The 20718-nt window shown below is 73.8% G+C and carries 21 protein-coding genes and 3 pseudogenes; 8 read left to right on the forward strand and 16 right to left on the reverse strand.

From position 1 onward, the window contains the following. The first annotated feature begins 46 nt into the window (after positions 1 to 46). The 3 genes and pseudogenes from U6N30_RS15115 (at position 47) to U6N30_RS15125 (ending at position 3631) form a co-directional block, all read left to right on the forward strand. Positions 47 to 490, forward strand: coding sequence for a hypothetical protein (locus U6N30_RS15115; RefSeq protein ID WP_324278317.1), 444 nt, complete (start codon positions 47 to 49; stop codon positions 488 to 490). A gap of 5 nt (positions 491 to 495) precedes the next feature. After that, a pseudogene (locus tag U6N30_RS15120) lies at positions 496 to 1880 on the forward strand (phosphoenolpyruvate carboxykinase domain-containing protein). Between the two features lie 122 nt (positions 1881 to 2002). After that, entirely contained in the window at positions 2003 to 3631 is a 1629-nt protein-coding gene (locus U6N30_RS15125; RefSeq protein ID WP_324277919.1) for a GGDEF domain-containing protein, read from the forward strand. Between the two features lie 221 nt (positions 3632 to 3852). Here U6N30_RS15125 and U6N30_RS15130 read toward each other — a convergent pair whose 3' ends face one another. Both U6N30_RS15130 and U6N30_RS33910 read right to left on the reverse strand, forming a co-directional pair. Beyond that, positions 3853 to 4728: a hypothetical protein gene (locus tag U6N30_RS15130; protein WP_324278318.1), complete on the reverse strand. Its 876-nt coding sequence runs from the start codon at positions 4726 to 4728 to the stop codon at positions 3853 to 3855. A 268-nt stretch (positions 4729 to 4996) separates the two neighbouring features. After that, positions 4997 to 5776 (reverse strand): annotated as a pseudogene (locus U6N30_RS33910) (M12 family metallopeptidase); the annotation flags it as partial. 536 nt (positions 5777 to 6312) lie between these two features. Between U6N30_RS33910 and U6N30_RS15140 the strand changes: the two are divergent. After that, positions 6313 to 7272 carry a YihY/virulence factor BrkB family protein gene (locus U6N30_RS15140; RefSeq protein ID WP_324277921.1) on the forward strand — a complete coding sequence of 320 codons (960 nt, stop codon included), beginning with the start codon at positions 6313 to 6315 and terminating at the stop codon, positions 7270 to 7272. On the opposite strand, the gene U6N30_RS15145 is transcribed toward U6N30_RS15140, so the two are convergent. After that, complete coding sequence (locus tag U6N30_RS15145) at positions 7269 to 7397, reverse strand: hypothetical protein (RefSeq protein WP_324277922.1); 129 nt, start codon at positions 7395 to 7397, stop codon at positions 7269 to 7271. The genes U6N30_RS15140 and U6N30_RS15145 overlap by 4 nt on opposite strands. Continuing rightward, a complete protein-coding gene (locus U6N30_RS15150; protein ID WP_324277923.1) occupies positions 7385 to 8152 on the reverse strand; it encodes a sulfotransferase family protein in 768 nt (255 codons plus the stop codon). Before U6N30_RS15150 ends, U6N30_RS15145 begins: the two co-directional genes overlap by 13 nt. A gap of 175 nt (positions 8153 to 8327) precedes the next feature. On the opposite strand from U6N30_RS15150, the gene U6N30_RS15155 reads away from it, so the two are divergent. From U6N30_RS15155 to U6N30_RS15170, 4 genes are all read left to right on the forward strand, one after another. Then, positions 8328 to 9557, forward strand: coding sequence for a globin domain-containing protein (locus U6N30_RS15155; protein ID WP_324277924.1), 1230 nt, complete (start codon positions 8328 to 8330; stop codon positions 9555 to 9557). 81 nt (positions 9558 to 9638) lie between these two features. After that, positions 9639 to 10763: a globin domain-containing protein gene (locus U6N30_RS15160; RefSeq protein ID WP_324277925.1), complete on the forward strand. Its 1125-nt coding sequence runs from the start codon at positions 9639 to 9641 to the stop codon at positions 10761 to 10763. Beyond that, a complete protein-coding gene (locus U6N30_RS15165; protein ID WP_324277926.1) occupies positions 10760 to 11530 on the forward strand; it encodes a DivIVA domain-containing protein in 771 nt (256 codons plus the stop codon). Before U6N30_RS15160 ends, U6N30_RS15165 begins: the two co-directional genes overlap by 4 nt. A 31-nt stretch (positions 11531 to 11561) precedes the next feature. Then, the gene (locus U6N30_RS15170) at positions 11562 to 12191 is read left to right on the forward strand and encodes an NUDIX hydrolase (protein WP_324277927.1); all 630 of its coding nucleotides are present in this window, start codon (positions 11562 to 11564) and stop codon (positions 12189 to 12191) included. Positions 12192 to 12200: 9 nt separating this feature from the next. Here U6N30_RS15170 and U6N30_RS15175 read toward each other — a convergent pair whose 3' ends face one another. The 12 genes and pseudogenes from U6N30_RS15175 to U6N30_RS15230 form a co-directional block, all read right to left on the reverse strand. Beyond that, on the reverse strand, positions 12201 to 12686 hold the full coding sequence (locus U6N30_RS15175) for a thiamine pyrophosphate-dependent enzyme (RefSeq protein ID WP_324277928.1): 486 nt from the start codon (positions 12684 to 12686) through the stop codon (positions 12201 to 12203). A 260-nt stretch (positions 12687 to 12946) separates the two neighbouring features. Continuing rightward, positions 12947 to 13168, reverse strand: a pseudogene (locus U6N30_RS15180) (thiamine pyrophosphate-binding protein); the annotation flags it as partial. Beyond that, positions 13069 to 13845 carry a thiamine pyrophosphate-binding protein gene (locus tag U6N30_RS15185; RefSeq protein WP_324277929.1) on the reverse strand — a complete coding sequence of 259 codons (777 nt, stop codon included), beginning with the start codon at positions 13843 to 13845 and terminating at the stop codon, positions 13069 to 13071. The gene U6N30_RS15185 and the pseudogene U6N30_RS15180, both read right to left, overlap by 100 nt. Next, positions 13842 to 14618: a cyclase family protein gene (locus tag U6N30_RS15190; protein WP_324277930.1), complete on the reverse strand. Its 777-nt coding sequence runs from the start codon at positions 14616 to 14618 to the stop codon at positions 13842 to 13844. Before U6N30_RS15190 ends, U6N30_RS15185 begins: the two co-directional genes overlap by 4 nt. A gap of 117 nt (positions 14619 to 14735) precedes the next feature. Beyond that, a complete protein-coding gene (locus U6N30_RS15195) occupies positions 14736 to 16595 on the reverse strand; it encodes a protein kinase domain-containing protein (protein WP_324277931.1) in 1860 nt (619 codons plus the stop codon). A gap of 183 nt (positions 16596 to 16778) precedes the next feature. Then, positions 16779 to 17483, reverse strand: coding sequence for an alpha/beta fold hydrolase (locus U6N30_RS15200; protein WP_324278319.1), 705 nt, complete (start codon positions 17481 to 17483; stop codon positions 16779 to 16781). Next, a complete protein-coding gene (locus U6N30_RS15205) occupies positions 17381 to 17641 on the reverse strand; it encodes a hypothetical protein (RefSeq protein ID WP_324278690.1) in 261 nt (86 codons plus the stop codon). The genes U6N30_RS15200 and U6N30_RS15205 overlap by 103 nt, the downstream gene beginning before the upstream one ends. 23 nt (positions 17642 to 17664) lie before the next feature. Next, positions 17665 to 17859 carry a hypothetical protein gene (locus tag U6N30_RS15210; RefSeq protein ID WP_324277932.1) on the reverse strand — a complete coding sequence of 65 codons (195 nt, stop codon included), beginning with the start codon at positions 17857 to 17859 and terminating at the stop codon, positions 17665 to 17667. Between the two features lie 304 nt (positions 17860 to 18163). Beyond that, a complete protein-coding gene (locus U6N30_RS15215; protein ID WP_324277933.1) occupies positions 18164 to 18322 on the reverse strand; it encodes a hypothetical protein in 159 nt (52 codons plus the stop codon). An 87-nt stretch (positions 18323 to 18409) separates the two neighbouring features. After that, complete coding sequence (locus U6N30_RS15220) at positions 18410 to 18955, reverse strand: MFS transporter (protein WP_324277934.1); 546 nt, start codon at positions 18953 to 18955, stop codon at positions 18410 to 18412. Further along, positions 18919 to 19557: an MFS transporter gene (locus U6N30_RS15225; protein ID WP_324277935.1), complete on the reverse strand. Its 639-nt coding sequence runs from the start codon at positions 19555 to 19557 to the stop codon at positions 18919 to 18921. Before U6N30_RS15225 ends, U6N30_RS15220 begins: the two co-directional genes overlap by 37 nt. A 194-nt stretch (positions 19558 to 19751) precedes the next feature. Then, the gene (locus U6N30_RS15230; RefSeq protein ID WP_324277936.1) at positions 19752 to 20708 is read right to left on the reverse strand and encodes a LysR family transcriptional regulator; all 957 of its coding nucleotides are present in this window, start codon (positions 20706 to 20708) and stop codon (positions 19752 to 19754) included. Positions 20709 to 20718: the final 10 nt, after the last annotated feature.

The following is a 20718-nucleotide window of genomic DNA, read 5'->3' on the forward strand; positions in this document are numbered from 1 at the left end:
AGCACACGCGGGTCGTGCCATACCGAGAGGAACTTTCGTGACTGCCATGGACGCGGCACTCGACGAGGCGGGACTGACGAACGAACACGTCCGTTCCTACGTGAAGCACTGGGCGCAGCACACCGGCGCCGAGCGGGTGGAGGTCATCAACGCCTCCGACGACGCGCGGCTGATCCGCGAGGCGCTCGAGGCGGGTGAGCTGCTGCCCGCCGGCGAGGGGCGCTACTACTCGCGCAGTCACCCCAAGGACACCGCGCGCTCCGAGGAGCGCACGGTCGTGGCGACGAACAACCCCGACGACAAGGGCGAGTACAACAACTGGCGCCCCGCCTCGGAGATGCGGCCGATGCTCGAGGAGCGGATGGCCGGCAAGTCCGCGGGCAAGACCATGTACGTGGTGCCCTACGTGATGGCACCGCCCGGCTCCCCCTCCAGCCCCACGCCACCGGGGTCGAGCTCACCGACACGCGCACCGTCGTGCTGCACATGATCCGCATGGCACGCGTCGGCGTGGAGTACGTCAACGATCTCGCCGACCCGGACTACTTCGTCCGCGGCGTGCACGTCACCGGCGACCTGGAGAACCTGGGCCAGGGCACCGCGGACGACCAGCGCTACTTCGTCACGATCGCCGACGAGCGCACGATCCTGCACTACGGCTCGTCCTACGGCGGCAACGCGCTGCTGGGCAAGATCGCCCACGGCCTGCGGCAGGCCACCTACGACGGCTGGGCCACCGGCACGTTCCTCGCCGAGCAGTTCCTGCTGCTCGGCATCACCGACAAGCAGACCGGCCGCACCTACCACATCTGCGGTGGCATGCCGAGCGCGTCCGGCAAGACGAACCTGGCCATGATCCTGGCGCCCGACGCCCTCGGTGACCGCTACGAGGTGCACTTCTACGGCGACGACATCGCCTGGCTGTGGGTGGACCCCGAGGACGGTCGCGTCTACGCGATCAACCCCGAGTACGGGCCTTCGGCGTCGCCAAGGACACCAACGAGGTCACCAACCCCACCGCGGTCGAGGCGATCGCCGAGGGCACCGGGACGATCTTCACCAACGTCGCCTACAACGAGCAGACGCAGGACGTCTGGTGGGAGGGCAAGAGCAAGAACCCGCCCGCCGACGTCACCGGTTGGCGCGACTGGAAGGGCGAGCTGATCGCGGAGCGGTCCGAGGCGGAGAAGGACGCGCCCTGGGCCCACCCGAACAGCCGGTTCACCACGACGCTGGCCAACATCCCGAACATCGCGCCGGACTACGAGAACCCGAAGGGCGTGCCGGTCGACGGCATCATCTTCGGCGGGCGCACGCGTGACCGCGAGCCGCTGATCCGCGCGATCACCGATCTCGCCGAGGGCGTCTACGACGGCCTCACCCTGGGCGCGGAGGCGACCTTCGCCGCCGAGGGCACCGAGGGCGTGCTGCGGTACGACCCGATGTCGATGCGGCCGTTCATGGCCTACTCCGAGGGCGCGTACGCCGCGCACTGGATGAAGATCATCGGTGCTGCGAAGGACCAGCCCGTCTTCGCCCACGTGAACTGGTTCCAGCGTGGCGACGACGGCCGCTTCCTGTGGCCGGGATACCGGGACAACCTTCGCCCCCTGCTGTGGCTCATGCAGCTGCGCAACGGCGAGGTCACCGGCCGGCAGACGCCGGTGGGCATCGTCCCGACCGAGGAGGAGCTCCAGCTCGAGGGCATGGCTGACCTCCGCGAGGACGACCTGGAGACGATCCTGTCGATCGACGTCCCGCGCTGGCAGCAGGAGATGGCGCACCGCGAACAGCACCTGTCGCTCTTCCGCGAGATGCCCGAGGAGATCTGGGAGGCGCACCGCCGGGTGGCGGCCGCCCTCGACGCGCACACGGAGTGACGCCCCGACGGGCCGGCCGCGCGCCGGCCCGTCGGGCCTCCCCGGCGGGAGATCTCCCCGGTGCGGGTCAGATCACGCCGACCAACCCTCAAGCCGGGCGGCGTGCGCGACGATGGGGTCCCGTGACCAGCATCGCGGGCGTGCACGGCGCGGCGGACGAGGACCGGTACCCGGCCGCGCCCGCAGCGCCCGTCTCGCATGCCCCGGACCTGACCGCGTCGATCGGCGAGCTGGAGAACCTGTCGCGCTTCGACGGCGACGACGTGGACGCGGGTGCCGAGCTGGCCACGGCGGCCGCCGAAGAGCTCGGCCGCACCGACCTCGCCCTGCGCGCCCGCCTGGTGCAGGCCGACCTGCTCCGACGGCGCGGCGACGTCGCGGAGGCGGGCCGGCGGGCGCAGGAGATCCAGCGCTGGGCCGCGGCGCACGACGCGCGCCACCTCCTGGCCCGCAGCCACTTCGTGCTGACCGCCGTCTTCCAGGAGCTCGGCGACCTCTCGCTGGCCCTCGAGCACGCCGTCCGCGCCGTCGACCTGCTGGCCGAGGACGCCGGGCCCGCGGCACGCATCGACCACCACGCGCGGCTGGCCGACTGCCTGGGCCTGAGCGGGGACGCGGTCGCCGCGCGGGAGCGCTACGACCACGTGCTCGGCCTCGCCGAGGAGCTGGGCGACGTCGATCGCCAGTTGCTCGTCCTCAACAACCGGGCCTACTGCGAGACGGTGGCGGGCGCGTTCGAGGAGGCACTCGTCTGGACGACGAAGCTGCAGGACCTCGCCGCACGACACCACGCGCCCCTGCGGGTCGGCCGGCTCGACACCGTCGGGCGGGCGCTGATGGAGCTCGGGCGGCTCGAGGAGGCGGAGGCGGCGATGCTGCCCGGACTCCGCGCCGAGGACCTGGACGGGTCGCTGGACGGGGACGCCGGCGCCGACTTCCTCCTGACGCTCGCCGAGATCCGCCGGCGCCGGGGGCACCTGGACGACGCCCGGGCCACCCTCGCCGAGTGCGTGCGCCGCTGCGACCGGCACGGCCTGACCGCGATCCGCGTGCGCGCCCGGCGGGAGGCGGCCGAGCTGCACGCCGCCGGCGGCGACTTCCGGACCGCCTACGAGGAGCACAAGCGCTACTCCGACGAGCTCACGGAGCTGCAGTCGGCCGAGCGCGACGCCCGGGCCCGCGCGCTGCAGGCGATGTACGAGACGACCGAGGCGCGCCGGCAGACCCGGCGCTACCGGGAACTCTCCCTCCGGGACCCGTTGACCGGCCTCTACAACCGCCGCTACGTCGACGACCACCTGCCGGGCCTGCTCGACCAGGCCGCGGCAGGGACGGCGCCGGTCACCGTGGCCCTGCTGGACCTGGACCACTTCAAGCGCATCAACGACACCTGCTCCCACGACGTCGGCGACCAGGTGCTGCGCACCGTCGCCGAGCTGCTGCAGGAGGCCTGCTCCACCGCCGGCGCCGGGTCGTTCGTGGCCCGGATGGGAGGAGAGGAGTTCCTCCTGGTCCTGGTCGGCGACGACGAGCACTCGGTCGCGCGTCGACTGGAGGAGGTCCGTTCCGTCGTCGCCACCCATGCATGGGCAGACGTCACCGGCCACCTGCCGGTGACGGTGAGCATCGGTGCGGCCGGCACCGCCGGACGCACCGACACCTCGCCACCGGAGGTGCTCGGTCGTGCCGACGCGCACCTCTACCTGGCCAAGCGCGCGGGACGCGACCGGGTCGTCACCGACACCGCCTGAGCCCTCGCCGCGCCGGACCGACCGGTGCCAGGATCCGGCCGGTGCACGAGGGACGCACACCGGACGTCGCGGCCGATGGTCTCCGTCCTCGACTGCCCCGACCGCTCGACCGGGACGGACGACGACGCGGCTCGCTGCTGGTCGTCGACCACCTGGCCGCCGCCGCGGGCTGGACGGAGCACCCGGCGGCGCGCGGGCGACCCGCGCGCCGCCCGCCGCCGTCACCGGTCGTCGCGCACCATCCCGCCCGCGCCCGCTCCGGCGGGAGCCGGCACGGCGCCGTTCTCCCGCGGCGAGCCGCCGGCACCGCCACCGTGGGCGTCGGCGGCCGCCCGTGGCGCGACCACGTCCGGCAGCTCGGCTCCGCCGGCCCCGCTCACGTCGCCCGTGTCCCCGGACGGCCGGGCCGGCTCCGCCGATCCGACCCCGTCCACGGCCATCGACTCCACCGTCGCCGCGCCGGTCGAGAGGATCCCGCCGAACGGCTCCGGGATCTCGTCCCCGCCGGGCAGGTCGGCGGCGTCGGCACCGTCGAGCAGCGCGCCCGATACCGGGTTCACGAACTCGAAGTCGACCAGCCGCAGCCCCTGACCGGCCAGCTCCTCCCACTTCGCGCGGAAGCTCTCCCAGCTGACGTTGGCCCACAGCGCGTAGCCGTCGGAGCCGGGCAGGAAGGCGCCGGAGAACCGGACCTCGTTCCCGACCCGGTGCTGGTTGAGGTCCACCAGCCGCAGGCCCTGCCGGCTCCACTCCTCCCACTTCGCCACGAAGCTCGCCCACGAGGCGTTGACCCAGAGCGCGTGACCGCCGCCGCCGGGCAGGAAGACCCCGGTGTACCGGTCCTGGCCGCCGACCTGGTGCACGTGCAGGTCGTGCAGCCGCAGCCCCTGCGCGCTCCACTGCTCCCACTTCGCCCGGAAGCTGTCCCACGTCGCGCCCACCCACAGCGCGTGCCCGCCGCCGCCGGCCAGGAAGGCACCCGTGTAGCGGTCCTGCCCTCCGACGGTGGCCACGTGGATGTCGGTCAGCCGCAGCCCCTGCGCGCTCCACTGCTCCCACTTCGCCCGGAAGCTGTCCCACGTCGCGTTCGCCCACAGCGCGTGCCCTCGCTCCCGGGCAGGAAGACCCCGAGTACCGGGCGCCGTCCTGTACCGGGCGCACGTGCACGTCCACGAGGCGCAGCCCGTCCGCGCTCCACTGCTGCCACTTCGCGGCGAACCCGTCCCAGGTGTCGTTGACCCAGAGCGCGTACCGACCGCTGCCGGCCCGCCACACGCCCGAGTAGCCCTTCTCGACGAACCGCTCGTACATCTTCGCGACCGTCTGCCGGTCGCCGAAGCTCATGGCCGTCCGCTGGCCGATCGTCACGCCCGACTGCCGCGGCACGATCGTCGGCTTCGACGTGTCCTTCGCGAACGCCGTGGCGTGGTAGTGCATGAGGGAGCCGTAGTCGTAGCCGAAGTAGTCGGTCGAGCCCGGCTTGGTCTGGAAGTTGTGCCGGGTGTCGTCCTCGCCGTCCGGCGGCGGCCCGTCCTTGATGTTGTCCCACCTGATCTCCACGAAGGAGTCGCGGTCGGACCGGGACTGCTCGTGGTACACCCCCAGGGCGTGCAGGAACTCGTGCACGAGGACGCCCCACGGGTGCCCGTCGGCCAGCCGCAGGTCCTGCCGGCCGCCCCGCCTCCCGATCGCCGACGAGCTGGACGTCGCGGCGCCGTTGCTTACGATCTGGATCCAGTCGGGCAGCGTGCCGGCGTTCGCCGTCGTGCGCAGGGTGAAGCGGATGCCGGTGTTCTGCTGGAGGTGGGCGATCGCGTCGGTGACCCGCTGCGGGTTCGGCAGGCCCGCGTCGACGGCGTAGGCGACCCGCCCGCCCGGCCACAGGAAGGCGGAGTCCGACGGCAGGCCGATGCCGAGCGGGCCCGTCGTTCCGGCGCCGTCCTGGCTGCCGGCGAAGGCGGTCGTCAGCCGCCGCTCGCGCCGACGCGCCACCTCGGCGGCCTCGGCCGCCACCTCCTCGACCGGCCCCATGTCGATGCAGCCGTCGTGGATCGCCCGGCCGTCGACCACGGCGTAGCGCACCGGGTGCTCCACGAGCCCGGGACCGGTGAGGAAGCCGCCCCCGCTCACCGGGCTGGCCGCCATGTGGTCGATGACGCCGAGCTGCCTGTCGTCCGTGCTCATGCCCACCATCTCCTGAGGTCGTGCTCCTGGGTCGTGCTCTGCCTCGTGCGGTCCGTGCGGGTCTCAGGCGATCCGGGACAGGCGGACCCGCACCGGGCCGTCCGACGGCGCCGTCACGGGGTCGCGCTCGTGGTGAAGAACTCGACGGGAGTGCCGGCCGCGGTGCGGCCGCGCACCCGGACCAGCAGTCCGGGCTCGTACAGATCTCCCCGACCGGCAGGTCGACCGACGTGCGCGCCGTCGGACGGGCAGGTGTCACGGTCAGGTCGGCGGCGGTGGCCGCCGGACCCTCCGCCGGTGCGTCGGCCAGGCCGAGGTCGGCCAGCCGGACGTCGACGACGCCGTCGAGCACGTCGGCGTCGAGCCCGTCGAAGAGCAGCTCGAGATCCATGGGCTTCCCCGGTCGTGGCACCCACCCGTGCGCGCCCAGCGTGCACGCTGGACCGTCACGGGAGCGTCACGGCGTGAGCGGGCCACCTCCTGGGCACACATGCCTCATGGCGCAGGTCCGCGTGGAATCGGGAGCGGGCGGCCGGGCGAGCGACGCCAGCTGGCCGCACCGGATCCACGCCCGGCACTGGGGCAGCATCCTGCGGCGGGTCGTGCGGCACGTCCTCAACGACCGGTTGATGGTGCTGAGCGCCGGCATCTCGTTCTTCGCCCTGCTGTCCATCGCGCCGATGCTGGTGACGGCGGTGTCGGTCTACGGCGCGGTGACGACGCCGGACGAGGCGCTGGAACAGCTGTCCGGGATCGCACGCACGCTGCCGCCCGAGCTCGAGCCGCTCGTGGCCGAGCAGCTGACCACCATCACCGCCGCCTCGACGCAGGTGCTCACCGTCCGAGGGATCACCGGCCTGGTCCTCGCGCTCTGGACGGCGACCACGGCCGCGACCTACCTCATCGACGCCCTCACGCTCGCCTACCACGAGAGGGAGACCCGCGGATTCCTGCGCCGGACCGGGCTGGCGTTCCTGTTCGTGCTCGGCGGCGCCCTGGTGGTCGGGGGCGCGATCGCGGTGGCGGAGGTCCTCTCCGACGCCCTGGACCGGGCCCCCGCCACGATCCGTGCCCTCGGTCCCGTGTTCACCTGGCTGGCGCTCGCCACCCTGATGGCGACCGTGCTCGCCGTGCTGTACCGGTTCGCGCCCGACCGGCGTCAGGCGCGCTGGCGGTGGACCAGCGCCGGTGCCGCCATCGCGACCGTCCTCTGGCTGGGCACGTCGGTCGGCCTGTTCGCCTACGTGCAGAGCCTGGGCAGCTACGAGAAGACCTACGGCTCGCTGGCCGGGGTGGCGATCAGCATGCTGTGGCTCTGGATCAGCGTCTTCCTGGTGATCCTCGGTGCGGCGGTGAACGCCGAGGCCGAGCGCCAGACGCTCCGGGACTCCACCGTCGGGCCCGACCGGCCGCTGGGCGAGCGGGGTGCCGTCGTCGCCGACAGCACCCCGCCCTAGCCCACGGTCCATGCCGCGATGGATCGTGCGGAGAACCGCCGTCCCTCGAGGGTGCCCTCCCAGGCCGCCGGGTCGTCGACGACCACGCCGTCCAGCAAGGCGCCCAGGCCGCTCAGACCGACCATTCGGCGAACTCCTCGCCGGTGAAGTCGCGGAACCGGGCCGCATCCTCCGCGAGGGCCGCGCGCAGCTCCCGCCGTACCGCCTCGCCCACCGGTGGTGGCCGCTCGGGCGCCGCGTTCCGGCGCTGGTCCATCGCCGTCGACCAGTGGCCGTCGTCGACGCCCAGTGCGCCGAACAGCCCCCGGAGGGTCGCCCGGGGCCGGTCGCGCAGGTGCTCCCGGGCGACGACCGTGATGCGGCCGTGGAAGGCACCCGTGGCGAGGAAGGGGGCCAGTCGCTGGAAGTAGCGGCCCCGTGAGACGTACTGGCTCGCCGGGTCGCGCAGCGCCTCCGCCGGCTCGCGGGTCTCGGTCCCGTCCCGCCGGTGGTGCCAGTACTGCGAGACGGCACGCTCGATCGGGTCGCGGACCGCGTACAGGAGGTGGGCGCCCGGGATCAGCTCGGCCATCCGCCCCGCGACATCCGGGTGGTCGGGTGAGGTGTAGCCCGGCGACGCCTCGCCGCGCAGCGGTGCGTCCGCGTCGAAACGGGCGGCGTACCACTCCGGGCCGCGGTGCCAGTTGCCGGCGTGCCGACCGGTCCCCTGCTCCGGGCGCCGGTCGGGACCGAGGAAGAAGTTGAGCTCCTTCGGGCGGGACATCGCGACGTCGGGATGCAGGTCGAGGTAGCGGTGCAGCGAGGTGGTCCCGCACTTCATCGCGCCGATGAGCACCAGGTTCGGCAGGGCACCGGTCGGCTCCGTCCGGGCGCGGTCCACGGCGCTCACCCTCCTCCCGGCCGATCCGCCCTGCCCGCCGGACGACACGCCCGGGCGTAATCCGCACGTCTCAGATCCGCTCGAACGGGTAGCGGGAGACGAGCGGAACGTGACCGCGCCAGCGGGGGCTAGTCGACTGGCAAGGAGACCACGTGCTTCTGACCGATCCCGTCCCGTGATCGAGGCGACGCTCCCGGTGGTCGCGGAGAACATCGAGGAGATCGCCACCCGCTTCTACGCCCACCTCTTCGAGGAGCACCCCGAGCTCGTCGACGGCGTCTTCAACCGCGGGAACCAGGCCGAGAAGACCCAGCAGATGGCCCTCGCCGGCTCGGTGGCGGTCTTCGCGACCTCGCTCGTGAAGGTGCCCGAGCAGCTGCCCGAGCACCTCCTCTCGCGGATCGCCCACAAGCACGCCTCGCTCGGCATCACGCCGGCCCAGTACGACGTCGTCCACGACAACCTGTTCTGGGCGATCGTCGACGTGCTCGGCGACGCGGTGACGCCGGAGGTCGCGGCCGCGTGGGACGAGGTCTACTGGCTCATGGCCTACGCGCTCATCAACCAGGAGCGCGGCCTCTACAGCGCCCGGGGCGTCCGCCCGGAGACCGTGTGGCGCGAGTGGGAGATCGCCGAGAAGGTCCAGGAGACCGACGACGTCGTCACCTTCCGGATGCGCAAGACCGACGACCGCCTGGTGAAGACCTCGCTGCCGGGCCAGTACGTGACCGTCCAGGTGCCCATGCCGGACGGCGTCCGCCAGCCACGCCAGTACAGCCTCACCAGGGCCGACGACGGGGAGCACCGCCAGTTCTCGGTCAAGCGGGTGCACGGCGGTGAGAAGCCGGACGGCGAGGTCTCCAACCACCTGTGCGACCGCGTGCAGGTCGGCGACCGGTTGACGCTGTCGCTGCCGTTCGGCGACGTCGTCCTCGACGACTCCGGCCGCCCGGTGGTCTTCGCCAGCGCCGGCATCGGCGTCACCCCGATGGCCGGCATGCTGTCCCACCTCGCGGCCGCGGGCTCGCACCTGCCGATCACGCTCCTGCACGCCGACGTGGACGAGGCCTCGTTCGCGCTGCGCGACCAGGTCCTGGAGGACGTCCGCTACCTTCCCGGGGCGTCGGCCCACGTCTGGTTCGAGCGTGGCGGGGAGAGTTCCCTGGCAGCCGAGGTGCATCCCGGGCAGCTGGACCTCGACGACGTCAAGCTGCCCGACGACGCCGCCTACTACCTCTGCGGTCCGCTGCCCTTCATGCAGGCGGTGCGCAGCTCGCTGATCGACCGGGGTGTCCCCGCCCGCGACATCCAGTACGAGGTGTTCGGCCCCGATCTGTGGCAGGCCGACTTCGCGACCGAGGAGACCCCCGGCGCCTCCGAGCGGAGCGGGCGCCACAGCGCCTGATCCCCCGACCGTCCGGGCCCGCTGTCGCGAGGACGGCCCCGGACGCCGACCACCTGAGGAGGCGCGCGTGGACATCCCGCGATGCGGGCCAACTTCGCCAAGGCCGCGGCCACCGGCGACGAGGCCCCGCTGTACTTCTACTCGCACCTGTTCCTGAGCCATCCCGAGACCCGCCAGATGTTCCCGGTGTCCATGGCGCACCAGCGCGACCGGCTGTTCGCGGCGCTGGGCGACGTCGTCGCCCGCGTCGACGACCTGGACTCGCTCGTCCCGATCCTCCAGCAGCTCGGGCGCGACCACCGGAAGTTCGGGACCCTGGCGGCGCACTACCCGGCGGTGGGCGCGAGCCTGCTCGCCACCCTGGAGCACTTCGACGACCAGTGGAGCCCCGAGCTCGCCAAGGACTGGACCGAGGCCTACACCCTCGTCGCGGAGGTCATGATCGCCGCCGCCGACGAGGCCACCGAGCAACCCGCCTGGTGGGAGGCCGACGTGGTCGGGCACGAGCGTCGCACCATCGACGTCGCCGTCCTGCGCGTCCGGCCGCGGGTCCGCTACGACTACCTGCCCGGCCAGTCGGTCTCCCTGGAGTCCGATCTGCGGCCCCGGTTGTGGCGCTACTACTCCCCCGCCAACGCGCCGCGGCCCGACGGCGTCCTCGATTTGCACGTCAAGGCCCGCGACGGCGGGCCGGTCAGTTCCGCGCTGGTCCGCCGGGTCGGCGTCGGAGACGTCCTGCGCCTCGGGCCACCCATGGGTCACCTGGCCCTCGACCCGGAGTCCGACCGCGACCTCCTGCTCGTCGCCGGCGGCCTGGGCCTGGCCCCGCTCAAGGCGATGGTCGACCAGGTGGCGCGCGTCGGGCCGACCCGGAGGGTGGATCTGTTCGTCGGGTTCCGGACCGAGGACCAGATCTACGACCGCCCGGACCTGGCCCGGCTCCAGGAGGAGAATCCGTGGCTGACCGTCACCTACGCCGTCTCCGAGGACAAGCTGTCGTCCCTGGAGCACGGTGACGTCGGTGACGTGGTGCTGCGGCAGGGCCCGTGGACCAGCCGGGAGGTGTGCGTCGCCGGGCCCGCCCCGATGGTCGAGGACACCGTCGGCCGGCTGCTGCAGCACGGCGTCCCACCACAACGCATGTCCAGCGAGGTCTTCGCCCCCAGCCGACCGGGGCCCAGTGTTGACGGAGAGGTGACCGAATGAGCAGCGCATCCAACGGGTCCGCGCACGGGGACCGCGGGATCACACCCGCCGACCTGCACAACGTCCGGTTCACCCGGGCTTCCATGCTGCACCCGGGGTACGCCGACACCGAGGTCGACCGGCTCGTGCACCGCCTCGCCGAGGAGCTGGGCAGGCACATCGCCGAGAAGGCCGAGTTGCGCGACCGGCTCCGCGCGCTCCAGGCCCAGGTGGACGAGACCGTGCCGCCGGTGCCGCCCAGCGACCAGGCCGTCCGGATCCTCGCCAGCGCGCAGCAGACGGCGGACAACTACGTGGCCGAGGCCGAGGAGTTCAGCCGCCAGATGACCAGCGAGGCCCGCGCCGAGTACGAGGAGCGGGTCCGCGAGGCGCGGGAGAACGCCGGCGCGATCATCCAGGCGGCGCAGGAGGCCGCGGCGAAGATGACCGGGCCCGGCCCGATGGGCGCGGACGCACCGGGGCGGAGCGTCGCGGAGCTCGAGGAGCAGGTGGCCTACCTCAAGGCGTTCGGCCAGGCCTGCCGCGTGCAGCTGCGCTCCTACCTGGAGGCGCTGCTCAGTGACGTGGAGAAGGAGTGGGGGCAGGCCGATCCGGCAGCCCTGCCGCAGGGACCGCCCCGCCCGCCGGAGCAGCGGCGATCGGGCAGCGAGAACGGCGGCCCGACGGCCTTCAGCGACAACACCGTCGCCCAGCCGCCGGAGGAGGTGGAGGAGGACCTCCCGGCCACGGCCGGCTCGCGTTCCTCGACCTCGCCCGCCCGCGGCTGACAGGCTCGGGACGGGTCCGACGCGCGGTCCGGTGCGGAGGTGGGTCCTGGCTGCCACGAGCGAGCCGATCAGCAGGACGACGACGGCCGAGCGCCTGCACGGTTTTCCCAGGCGCTCGGCCGACCGCCCGGACCTGGTGCACGCCGCCGTCGCGCTGTGCGTCACCGTCCACGACGGGCGGCCGGCCCTGCTGATCACCCGCCGTGCGCCGCGGCTCCGGGCGCACGCCGGCCAGTGGGCGCTCCCGGGCGGCCGACTGGACCCGGGCGAGACGGTCGTCGACGCCGCGCTGCGCGAGCTGCGGGAGGAGGTGCTGCTCACCGTGCCCCCGACGGACGTCCTGGGCGTCCTCGACGACTACGTGACCCGCTCCGGCTACGTGATGACCCCGGTGGTCTGCTGGGCGGGCGAGGTGGGGACGCTCGTCGGCGCCGAGGCCGAGGTGGCCGCGGTCCACCAGGTGCCGCTGGCCTACCTCGACGTCGAGCCGACCCTCACCCGCATCCCGGAGTCCGACGCACCGGTGATCGCGCTACCCCTGCTGGGCCGGCAGCTGCACGCGCCGACGGCCGCGATCATCCACCAGTTCTGCCGGATCGCCTGCCGCGGTCTGGTCACCCGGGTCGCCCACTTCGAGCAACCGGTGTTCGCCTGGCGGTGACCGGGAGTCTCAGTGCCCGCGGAAGGCCTCCTCCAGCCACCACGAGGGCTCGTCGCGGGTCACCTTGGCGTCGACCAGCAGCGGCGCCGAGCGCGGACCCGCCAGCCACTGCCGCACCGGCTCGAGGTCGGCCACGGCCCGGACGGTGACCGACTCGAAGCCGTGGCCCCGCGCGATCGCGGCGAAGTCGGTCTCCGGGAACCGGACGATGTCCAGCGGGTGGCCGGCCGGGCCGAAATGGTGCACCTCGGCGCCGTAGGCGGCGTCGTCGTACACGACGACGACCATCGGCAGCCCGAGGCGGACGACGGTCTCCAGCTCCGAGGCGCCCATGAGCGCGCCCCCGTCCCCCAGGGCGGCGACCGGCAGTCGGCCGGGGCGGGCGAGGGCGGCCCCGATGGCGGTCGCCAGGCCGAGGCCGACCGACTGGAAGGCCTGGGTGAAGCAGAACCCGAACTCGTCGGGGACGTCGAGGAACATGCTGGGATAACCCATGAAGTTGCCGGAGTCGACGGCGACCAGGCGCTCGGGCGGCAGCAGGTCGTCGAGCGCGGCGGTGAGCGCCCGCGGGTCGACCCGGCCCGCTCCCCGCCGTCGTCGAACGGCTCGTCCCGCCAGCGCCGCCGGGCGGCGAGGGCGGTCCGCACCGCGTCCGTCCGGTAGCCGGGCTGCTGTTCGCGGAGGACCGCGGCGGTCGCCCGGGCGACCTCGCGGACGTCGCCCACCACCCCGAGGGCCCCCGGCCGCTGGGCGCCGATCGCGTCGGCGTCGTCGTCCACCTGCACGACGACGGCGTCGTCGGCGATCAGGCGTCCGTGCCGCATGGTCCACATGTTCAGCGCGCACCCCCAGCCGACGATCAGGTCGGCGCCGGAGATCAGCTCCGCGGCGAGCGGGGTGGCGAAGCCGCCGGAGACGTCCAGGTCCCAGGGGCTGCCGCGGAACAGCCCCTTCGCGACCGCGGAGGTCGCCAGCAGCGCCCCGCACCGGTCCGCGAGGGTTTCGAGAGCTGCCCGCGTGCCGCTCCCCGGGCGCCGCGTCCGGCCACGAACACCGGCCGCAGGGCCCGCCGCAGCGCGTCCGCCAGCCGGTCGACGTCGTCATCCGCCGGGGCGACCGGCGCCCGTGGCGGCGTCGGCTCCGGGGCGATGGAGCCGGCGGGCAGCTGCTGCACGTCCAGCGGGAGGTTGAGGACGACGACCCGCCGCTCATCCCGTGCCGTGGCCACCGCCGCCGCGGCCACCGCCGCCGCGTCGTCCGCCCGCTCCACCCGCATCGGCACCGCACCGACCGCCGCGGCCAGGGCCTGCTGGTCGACGAAGAAGTTGGACCGGCGGGAGGTCGCCTCGGCGGTCACGACCACCAGCGGGGTGCGGCTCTTCGCCGCCTCGGTGATGCCGGTGAGCGCGTTGGTCAGCCCGCAGCCCTGGTGGAGGCTCAGCGCAGCTACGCGCGCGGACATGCGGGCGTGGGCGTCGGCCATCGTGGCCGCCCCGCCCTCGTGCCGCGCTGCGACGTACCGCGCCCCCGCTGCCACCATCGCGTTGGTCACGGCGAAGTTGCCCGAGCCCACGACACCGAAGACGGCGTCGATCCCGCAACGGACGAGGGCCTCCCCGACGGCATCGGCGACCGTCGTCCCCGCCCCGTTCATCCCCGCTCGACCAGGGCCACCACCCGCAGCGGCGAGCCCGAGCCGGACACGATGGGCAGCGGGGCCGCGACGACGAGCGCCCCGGTGGCCGGCAGCCGGTGCAGGTTCTGCAGCTGGGTCAGCCCGTACTTCCCGCTGCCCATGAGGGCGGCGTGGCACGGGAACGGCGGGTCGAACGAGTGCGCCCCGCCGGCGTCGGTGCCGACCGTCTCGACGCCCAGCCCGATGACCGGCGACTCCTCGGCCAGCCACTGGGCGCAGGCCGGCGACAGGCCGGGCGTGTGCGGGCCGGTCTCGTCGGCGTTGAGGAAGTCCTGCTGCGACGCCGACCGCGCGTCCCACCCGGTCTGGAACAGCAGCCAGCCGCCGTCAGGCAGCGGGCCGTGCTCGGCCTCCCACGCGCGGACGTGCTCGACCTCCAGCAGGAAGTCCGGGTCCGCGGCGGCCTCGGCGGAGAAGTCGAGGACGACGGCCGGCGCGATGAACCGCCGCGGCGGCACCGAAGCGACGTCGTCACCGTCCCTCCCGGTGACCCAGTGGTTGGGCGCGTCGAAGTGGGTGCCGGTGTGCTCGCCGGTCCGGAAGTTGTTCCAGTACCAGGCCGGGCCCCGGTCGTCGTAACGGCTGAGCTCCTCCAGCTGGAAGGTCGCCGTCTGCGCGAACTGCTCGGGCAGGGCGATCACCGGGGTGTCCGACGACAGGGGCGACGTCAGGTCCACCACCTCGACGGCCCCGGTGGACAGTGCCTCGGCGAAGCTGGAGAGCACGGACATCTCGGGATCCCTTCGGGCCGGCTGCGGGGCGGCCGTCAGCCAAGCACACGATTCCGGCCCGTGGTCACCAGCACCCTGCTCTCGGCCGCGGTGCCCGCGCGTCCTCGCGCCGGTCCCTCAGGCGGCAGGGCCTGGATCCGGGGTGGTCTGGCCCGCCGGGGAGGAGGGGCCAGGTGCGGCGCTGTCGGGCGTCCCGCCCGCCGGCTCGTCGGCCGACGGGCTGCTCGGCGCGGTCCCCCGTCGTCCACCGTGGGTGAGGAGGGTGCCGGCTCCTCGGCCGCGTCCCCTTCTCCGGCTCCGGTCTCCGGCGCGGTCGACTCTCCGGCTCCGGTCTCCGGCGCGGTCGAGGGCGCAGTCGACTCTCCGGCTCCGGTCTCCGGCGCGGTCGAGGGCGCGGTCGAGGGCGCGGTCGACGGCTCGGTCGCGGGATCGGCCGGCGTGCCCTGCCCTCGCCGGTTCCCACGCCGGTCGGCGCCTGACCGGCCGGCGCCTGGCCGGCCGGCTCGTCGACCGCCCCCGATCCGCCGGAAGCGGGTGCGGGTGCGGGTGCGGGTGCGGTCGACGTGGCGGCGGGATCGGCAGACGTCGTGATGGCGACCTCCGGCCCCGTCCCGGTCGTGCTGCTCCCGCTCCCCGGATCCGGAGAACCGCCAGGGGCGCCACGGCGACATGCAGGCGGACGTCGTCACCCGCGGAGAGACCGGTGCCGACAGGGTCCAGCGCGGCGACGGTCCCAGGGGCACGCTCGGCCGTCACGCGGTCGAGCCGCTCCACCGTGAGGCCGAGCGCCGTCAGCTCGTCGGCGACCTCGTCGGCCGGGCGCCCGACGTAGTCGTCGGCGGCCAGGACGATCGCCCCCGCCTCCGGCAGGCCGGCCTGGGCGGAGTCCACGGGCGCGCGATCGCTCCCCCACAGCGCGACCGCGGCGCCGCCACCACCGAGCAGTACCGCGAGGCCGGCGACGATCACCAGCCACCGCCGGTGCCGCGATCCGGGACGGAAGGGGTCCGCCGTGGCCGTGCCCGCCGTCCTCGGGCCGCCGTTCGGGTCAGCGGTCTCGGTGACCGCGACCGGGTACGCGTTCGTGCCTGCGGCCACGGGAAGGGCACGAGTTCCCGACCCCACCTCCGGGGTGCGGCCGTCCAGCGTCTCGTCGATCGCGGAGAGGAGGGCGTTCCCGTCGGGGATCCGCGCGTCGGGATCCTTCTCGAGCGCGGCGTCGATCAGGCTGCGCACCTCGGCCGGGAGCTCGGCGGGCAGCGGGTCGGGGTCCTGCTGTACCTGCTTGAGCGCGATGGTCACCGGGTTGTCCCCGTCGAAGGCGGCGTGCCCGGCGAGGGTCTCGTAGCCGACCAGCCCGAGGGCGTACACGTCGCTCGCGGGACGGGGAGCCTCCCCGGACGCCTGCTCGGGCGACATGTACTGCGGCGTCCCGATCACCTGCCCGGTCCGGGTCAGCGGGACGCTCGCCGCCGACCAGGCGATGCCGAAGTCGGTGAGCTTCACGTGCCCGTCGGGGTCGATCAGGATGTTCGCCGGCTTCACGTCGCGGTGGACGAGGCCGGCGCGGTGGGCCTCGGCCAGCGCGGACGCGGCCTGCCGGAGGACCGACAGGGCGGCTGCCGGCTCGAGCGGCCCCTCGTCGCTGAGAAGGGCGGACAGCGGAGCGCCCTCCACCAGTTCCATCACCAGATAGGCGATGCGCTCGCCGGTCGCCCGGGAGGTGGTCTCCCCGTAGTCGTGGACGGCGGCGATGTTGGGGTGGCTGAGGGCGGCGGCGTGTGTGGCCTCGGCCCGGAAGCGGGCGGCGAAGCCCGGATCGTCGGCGTACTCGCTCCGCAGGATCTTGACGGCGACGGGCCGGCCGAGGCGGAGGTCGCGGCCGCGCCAGACCTCACCCATTCCACCGGTGGCGATCAGGTGCTCCAGCGCGTAGCGGCCACCCAGGATCTCGTGATCCTGCTCAGCGATGGTCACTCCTGCCCCGTCCCTCGATGAAGTCGCGGGTCTGCTCCCGCGCACCAAGGGTGCCCGTCGGCAGGTATCGCTACACCCGCCCGGCACGTCGGGCGCTCCGGGGCACGCTCCGGACGAGCCTCGTCGACCGGCGGCGCGACACCCGGGCCGCCACGTCGGTCGCCCTCCCGGCGCCCGGCCGGGTCACGGACGGAGGGCTGCGTAGATCTCCTCGGCGTGGTCGAACACGAGGAAGTGGCCCTCGCCGGGGAACCAGTGCGCCGTGCAGTCCGGAAGCATCGCGCTGAGGACCCGGCCCATCGACACCGGGACCAACCAGTCCTGGGTGCCGTGCCAGATGTGGACACGCTGCCGCACCGAGGACAGGGAGAAGCCCCATGGCCGGAAGAGCAGGGCGCGGTCCTCGGCGAGCACCGCGGAACCGTTCCGCAGACCCTCGGAGAACGTCTCGGCCAGGATCCGCCGCACGGCCGGTCGGCCGATCACCCGACGGTCGGCGGGGTTCAGCCGTGCCTGCAGGTATCGCGGGATCATGGCCGGGCGGAGCGCGGCCGGGGCGAACATCGGCGCGAGGAGCGCTGCCGCCCGGGTGGGCCGGTGGGCGGCTGCCCGGACCCGCTCCGGCACCCACCGGGGCCACGGCCACGGGACGTCCGGCGGTGGGGCGCCGCCCAGCACGCCGACGGCGTGCACCCGGTCGCCGAAGGCATGTGCGCAGGCCAGCGCGTAGGCCGCGCCGCCGGACAGGCTGAGGACGGCGAACCGGTCGACGTCCAGATGCTCCATCAGCGCGCGGACGTCGTCGGGCCAGTCCATGACCCGGCGGCCGGGGTGCGGGTCCGAGAGACCGAACCCGGGCCGGTCCGGAACGACGAGCCGGACCCCCAGCGCCGGTAGGCGTCCGGGTCCTCGACGTGCCGCTCGAGGCGCGAGCTGGGTGACCCGTGGCAGCCCAGGACGGGCCACCCGTCGGGGTCTCCCCACTCGGCGTAGGCCAGGGTCCGGCCGTCGGAGAGCCGGACGACGCCCTCCCGGCGATCTTCCATGGCGTCCGGTCCCTCGGCGGAGCTCAGCGCTCGCTCGCCAGCCGCTTGGCCGCGCTGACGACGTACATCACCGAGAGAGCGAGGAACAGCGCCCCGACCACCGCGCGCACCTGGTCGTCAGCCACCCCCGTGCGCTTGGCCACCGGCCCGGCCACGGCGTCGGCCACCTTGCCGCGCCAACCCTGGAGGCCGGCCTTTCCCACTGAGATCGCATCCATGGGTCGCCGCTACCCGGTCGACGGCCCGGCCAGACCCGTCCTGAGCTCCCGGCTCATCCGTCCGGGCTCCAGCCCAGCCAGCCGACGCCTCCCGGGAGATCTCGGGTGGGACGGTGTGCCCACCGGCGACCTCCCGGTAGGTGACGTCGTAGCCGTCGTCCTCCAGAGCAGGGGCGATCCGGCGGCTGGTCCGGGCGACCGGGGGACGTCGTCCGCGTCTCCGTGCGAGACGAGACGACCGCCGGTCGGCCCTGTGCCCTCCCGGACGGCATGAAGCCCGGGGAGAAGGCGACGCCCCGGTCGATCAGCTCCCGGCCGACCCCCGTACCGCCCGCGGATGGCGTCCCTCGTCCCGGTTGGCGACCAGGGAACTGGCGGCGCTCCGCCCGAGCCCGCCGGCGTGGTCGTCGATGGAGGTCGAGTCACCGAGGGCCACGCACACCGGGCGGCCGGTCTCCGTCACGTCCCCATCGTGCGCGCCCAGCCCTCGGACGGCACCCGGGTAGGCGACGGGCCCCGTGGTCTCCCACGGGGCCCCGCCACGGCTGCCTCAGTGACCGGCGAGTGCGGGCTCCACCGCGACGGTCGGACGGGCCAGCCGCACGGCCACCGCGACGAGCACGGAGACGACGCCGAGGACGGTGAGCGCCGCGCCCAACCCGGTCAGGGCCCCCGAGAGCCCCAGCACCACCAGGGGGCAGACGAACTGGCCGATGAAGAAGGCCGACGTCCAGATGCCGGTGCCGCGACCCCGCTGCTCGAAGGTCAGCGAGCTGAGGGCCCAGGTGAGCAGCGACGGCAGGAGCAGTCCGTTGCCGAAGCCCGTGACCACCGCGCAGGCGATCACCAGCGGGACCGTCGACACCAGGCCCAGACCGATGATGCCGATGCCGGAGAGGGCGAAGGCGAGCGGGACCAGGACGGCCGGACCGAGCGTCGCCCGCTTGCCGAAGAGGAACCCGCCGACGGCCGTGCCCAGCGACGCGATCGCGCTGGCGGCGCCGATGATCGCCGTGGACTCGACGCCGATGTCGTCGAGCTTGAAGGACAGCTGGACGATCAGGACGTAGAAGACCAGCCCACCGAGCAACGACACGCCCACGGGCGCGCCGAGCTGACGCCACGGCAGGGCCGGCAGCTTCTCGGTCCGTGCCGCCCGCGCGCGGGTGCCGGCTGCCAGATCAGCTTCGCGGCCGCGACGGCCAGCGGCAGGCTGACCACGTACAGCCAGAAGGGCGCCCGCCAGTCCGCTGCGCCCAGCGCGCCGCCCACAGCGAAGAAGATCGTCGCGGCGACGGTCGTGAAGACGACCTGGAGCCCGAAGTACTTCTCCCGCTGGGAGCCGTGGAAGTAGTCGGCCAGCAGGGTCGTGCAGCAGGTCATGATCGCCGCCTCGGTCAGCCCCAGCAGCACACGGCTGGCGACGATGAGCTGCAGCGAGGGAAGCCAGAGCGGCGCCGTCCCGACGACGGCGTAGACGACGAGCGAGGCGACGAGCAGGCGCTTGCGGCCGACCCGGTCGACGATCCGGCCGGCGATCATGGCCGTGAGACCGATGACCAGGGCCGGCGCGGTGAGGACGATCGGCGCCAGCGCCTCGACCCCGGGGGTGCCGGCGAAGGCGTCCTGGATGCGGGGCAGCACGGGCGCGAGCAACACCGCGCCCAGGACGGCGAGGCAGCTGGAGAGGAGCAGCACCAGCGCCTGTGCGCGGCCTGCGAGCCGGCCGGTGGCGGGATCGACGGCGACCTCGCCGGCGAGGGCTCCTCGGCCGGCCGCTCAGGACTCAGGACGTTCTCCGACACGGGGATCTCCGTTGACAGCGGCGTGCCGGTCCCGGTGACCGGCATCACTGGCCGTGAAGTGTCACTACGGGGAGTACCGAGCGGAAATCACTTCTTCTGCTGACCGTCATCAGTCAGGTCGATACCCTCGGGTTCGCCGACGGCGAGCCCGGTCGCACGGACGACCAGGTCGCGGAGGTAGAGGTGCTCCGGGTCGTCGTCGAAGACCGGGTGCCACCACATCGCCTCGATGAGCGGGCCGGCGTCGAACGGCACCGGCAGCGCCCGGATCCCGGTGTTGAGCGGCAGCTGGTCGACCAGCCGGCGCTGCAGCAGCGCGATGCGGTCGCTGCCCGCGATCAGCGTCGGCACGGTCAGGAAGTTCTCGTTGACCACCTGCACCCGCGGCTCGATGCCCAGCATGCGCATCTGGCGCGCGGCCGGCGTCGACGCCGTCGGCCCGTGGTAGGTGGCCACCCAGGGCAGGGTCTCCAGGTCCTGGACCGTCAGTCCCACGTCCGCGACCGGGTTGTCCGCGGCCACCACGCAGACCCATTCGTCGCGGTACAGGTCCCGGCGGGAGAGACCGGTCAGGAACCCGGGCGGTAGGAAGAGGAGGTCGGCCGAGAGCAGCGCCTGCTCGGCGCGGTCCACGACCGCCGGCGAGTGGGTGCTCAACCGCAACCGGGTGTGCGGCGCCTCCTCGGCCAGGAGAGCGGCCACCGTGTCGCCGAGGATCGCGGTGACGTAGTCGCTGACGAGCAGGGTGAACTCGCGGGTCGACGACGCCGGGTCGAACTCCGGCTGGGCGGTGAACACGCGCTCGACCCCCGACAGCGCGATGCGGGCGAGCTCGCGGAGCTGGACCGCCAGCGGCGTGAGGCGGTACTCGTTGCCCACGCGGGTGAGCAGCTCGTCGTCGAAGTGCCGGCGCAGCCGGGCCAGCGACGCGGACAGGGCCGGCTGGCTGAGCCCCATCTGCGCCGCGGCCCGGGTGACGCTGCGCTGCTGGAGCAGCGCGTCGAGCGACACGAGCAGGTTGAGATCCAGGCTCGCGAGGTTCACCCGCGCACCG

The organism is Blastococcus brunescens (assembly GCF_035320885.1).
In the GTDB taxonomy this organism is placed as follows: domain Bacteria; phylum Actinomycetota; class Actinomycetes; order Mycobacteriales; family Geodermatophilaceae; genus Blastococcus_B; species Blastococcus_B brunescens.

Bases quoted from the DNA above. Each gene is read 5' to 3' on its own strand.
- U6N30_RS15115 (WP_324278317.1), top strand. From the start codon at position 47: ATGGACGCGGCACTCGACGAGGCGGGACTGACGAACGAACACGTCCGT.
- U6N30_RS15140 (WP_324277921.1), top strand. From the start codon at position 6,313: ATGGCGCAGGTCCGCGTGGAATCGGGAGCGGGCGGCCGGGCGAGCGAC.
- U6N30_RS15145 (WP_324277922.1), bottom strand. From the start codon at position 7,397: ATGGTCGGTCTGAGCGGCCTGGGCGCCTTGCTGGACGGCGTGGTCGTC.
- U6N30_RS15160 (WP_324277925.1), top strand. From the start codon at position 9,639: ATGCGGGCCAACTTCGCCAAGGCCGCGGCCACCGGCGACGAGGCCCCG.
- U6N30_RS15165 (WP_324277926.1), top strand. From the start codon at position 10,760: ATGAGCAGCGCATCCAACGGGTCCGCGCACGGGGACCGCGGGATCACA.
- U6N30_RS15175 (WP_324277928.1), bottom strand. From the start codon at position 12,686: ATGGGTTATCCCAGCATGTTCCTCGACGTCCCCGACGAGTTCGGGTTC.
- U6N30_RS15185 (WP_324277929.1), bottom strand. From the start codon at position 13,845: ATGAACGGGGCGGGGACGACGGTCGCCGATGCCGTCGGGGAGGCCCTC.
- U6N30_RS15190 (WP_324277930.1), bottom strand. From the start codon at position 14,618: ATGTCCGTGCTCTCCAGCTTCGCCGAGGCACTGTCCACCGGGGCCGTC.
- U6N30_RS15205 (WP_324278690.1), bottom strand. From the start codon at position 17,641: ATGGAAGATCGCCGGGAGGGCGTCGTCCGGCTCTCCGACGGCCGGACC.
- U6N30_RS15210 (WP_324277932.1), bottom strand. From the start codon at position 17,859: ATGGATGCGATCTCAGTGGGAAAGGCCGGCCTCCAGGGTTGGCGCGGC.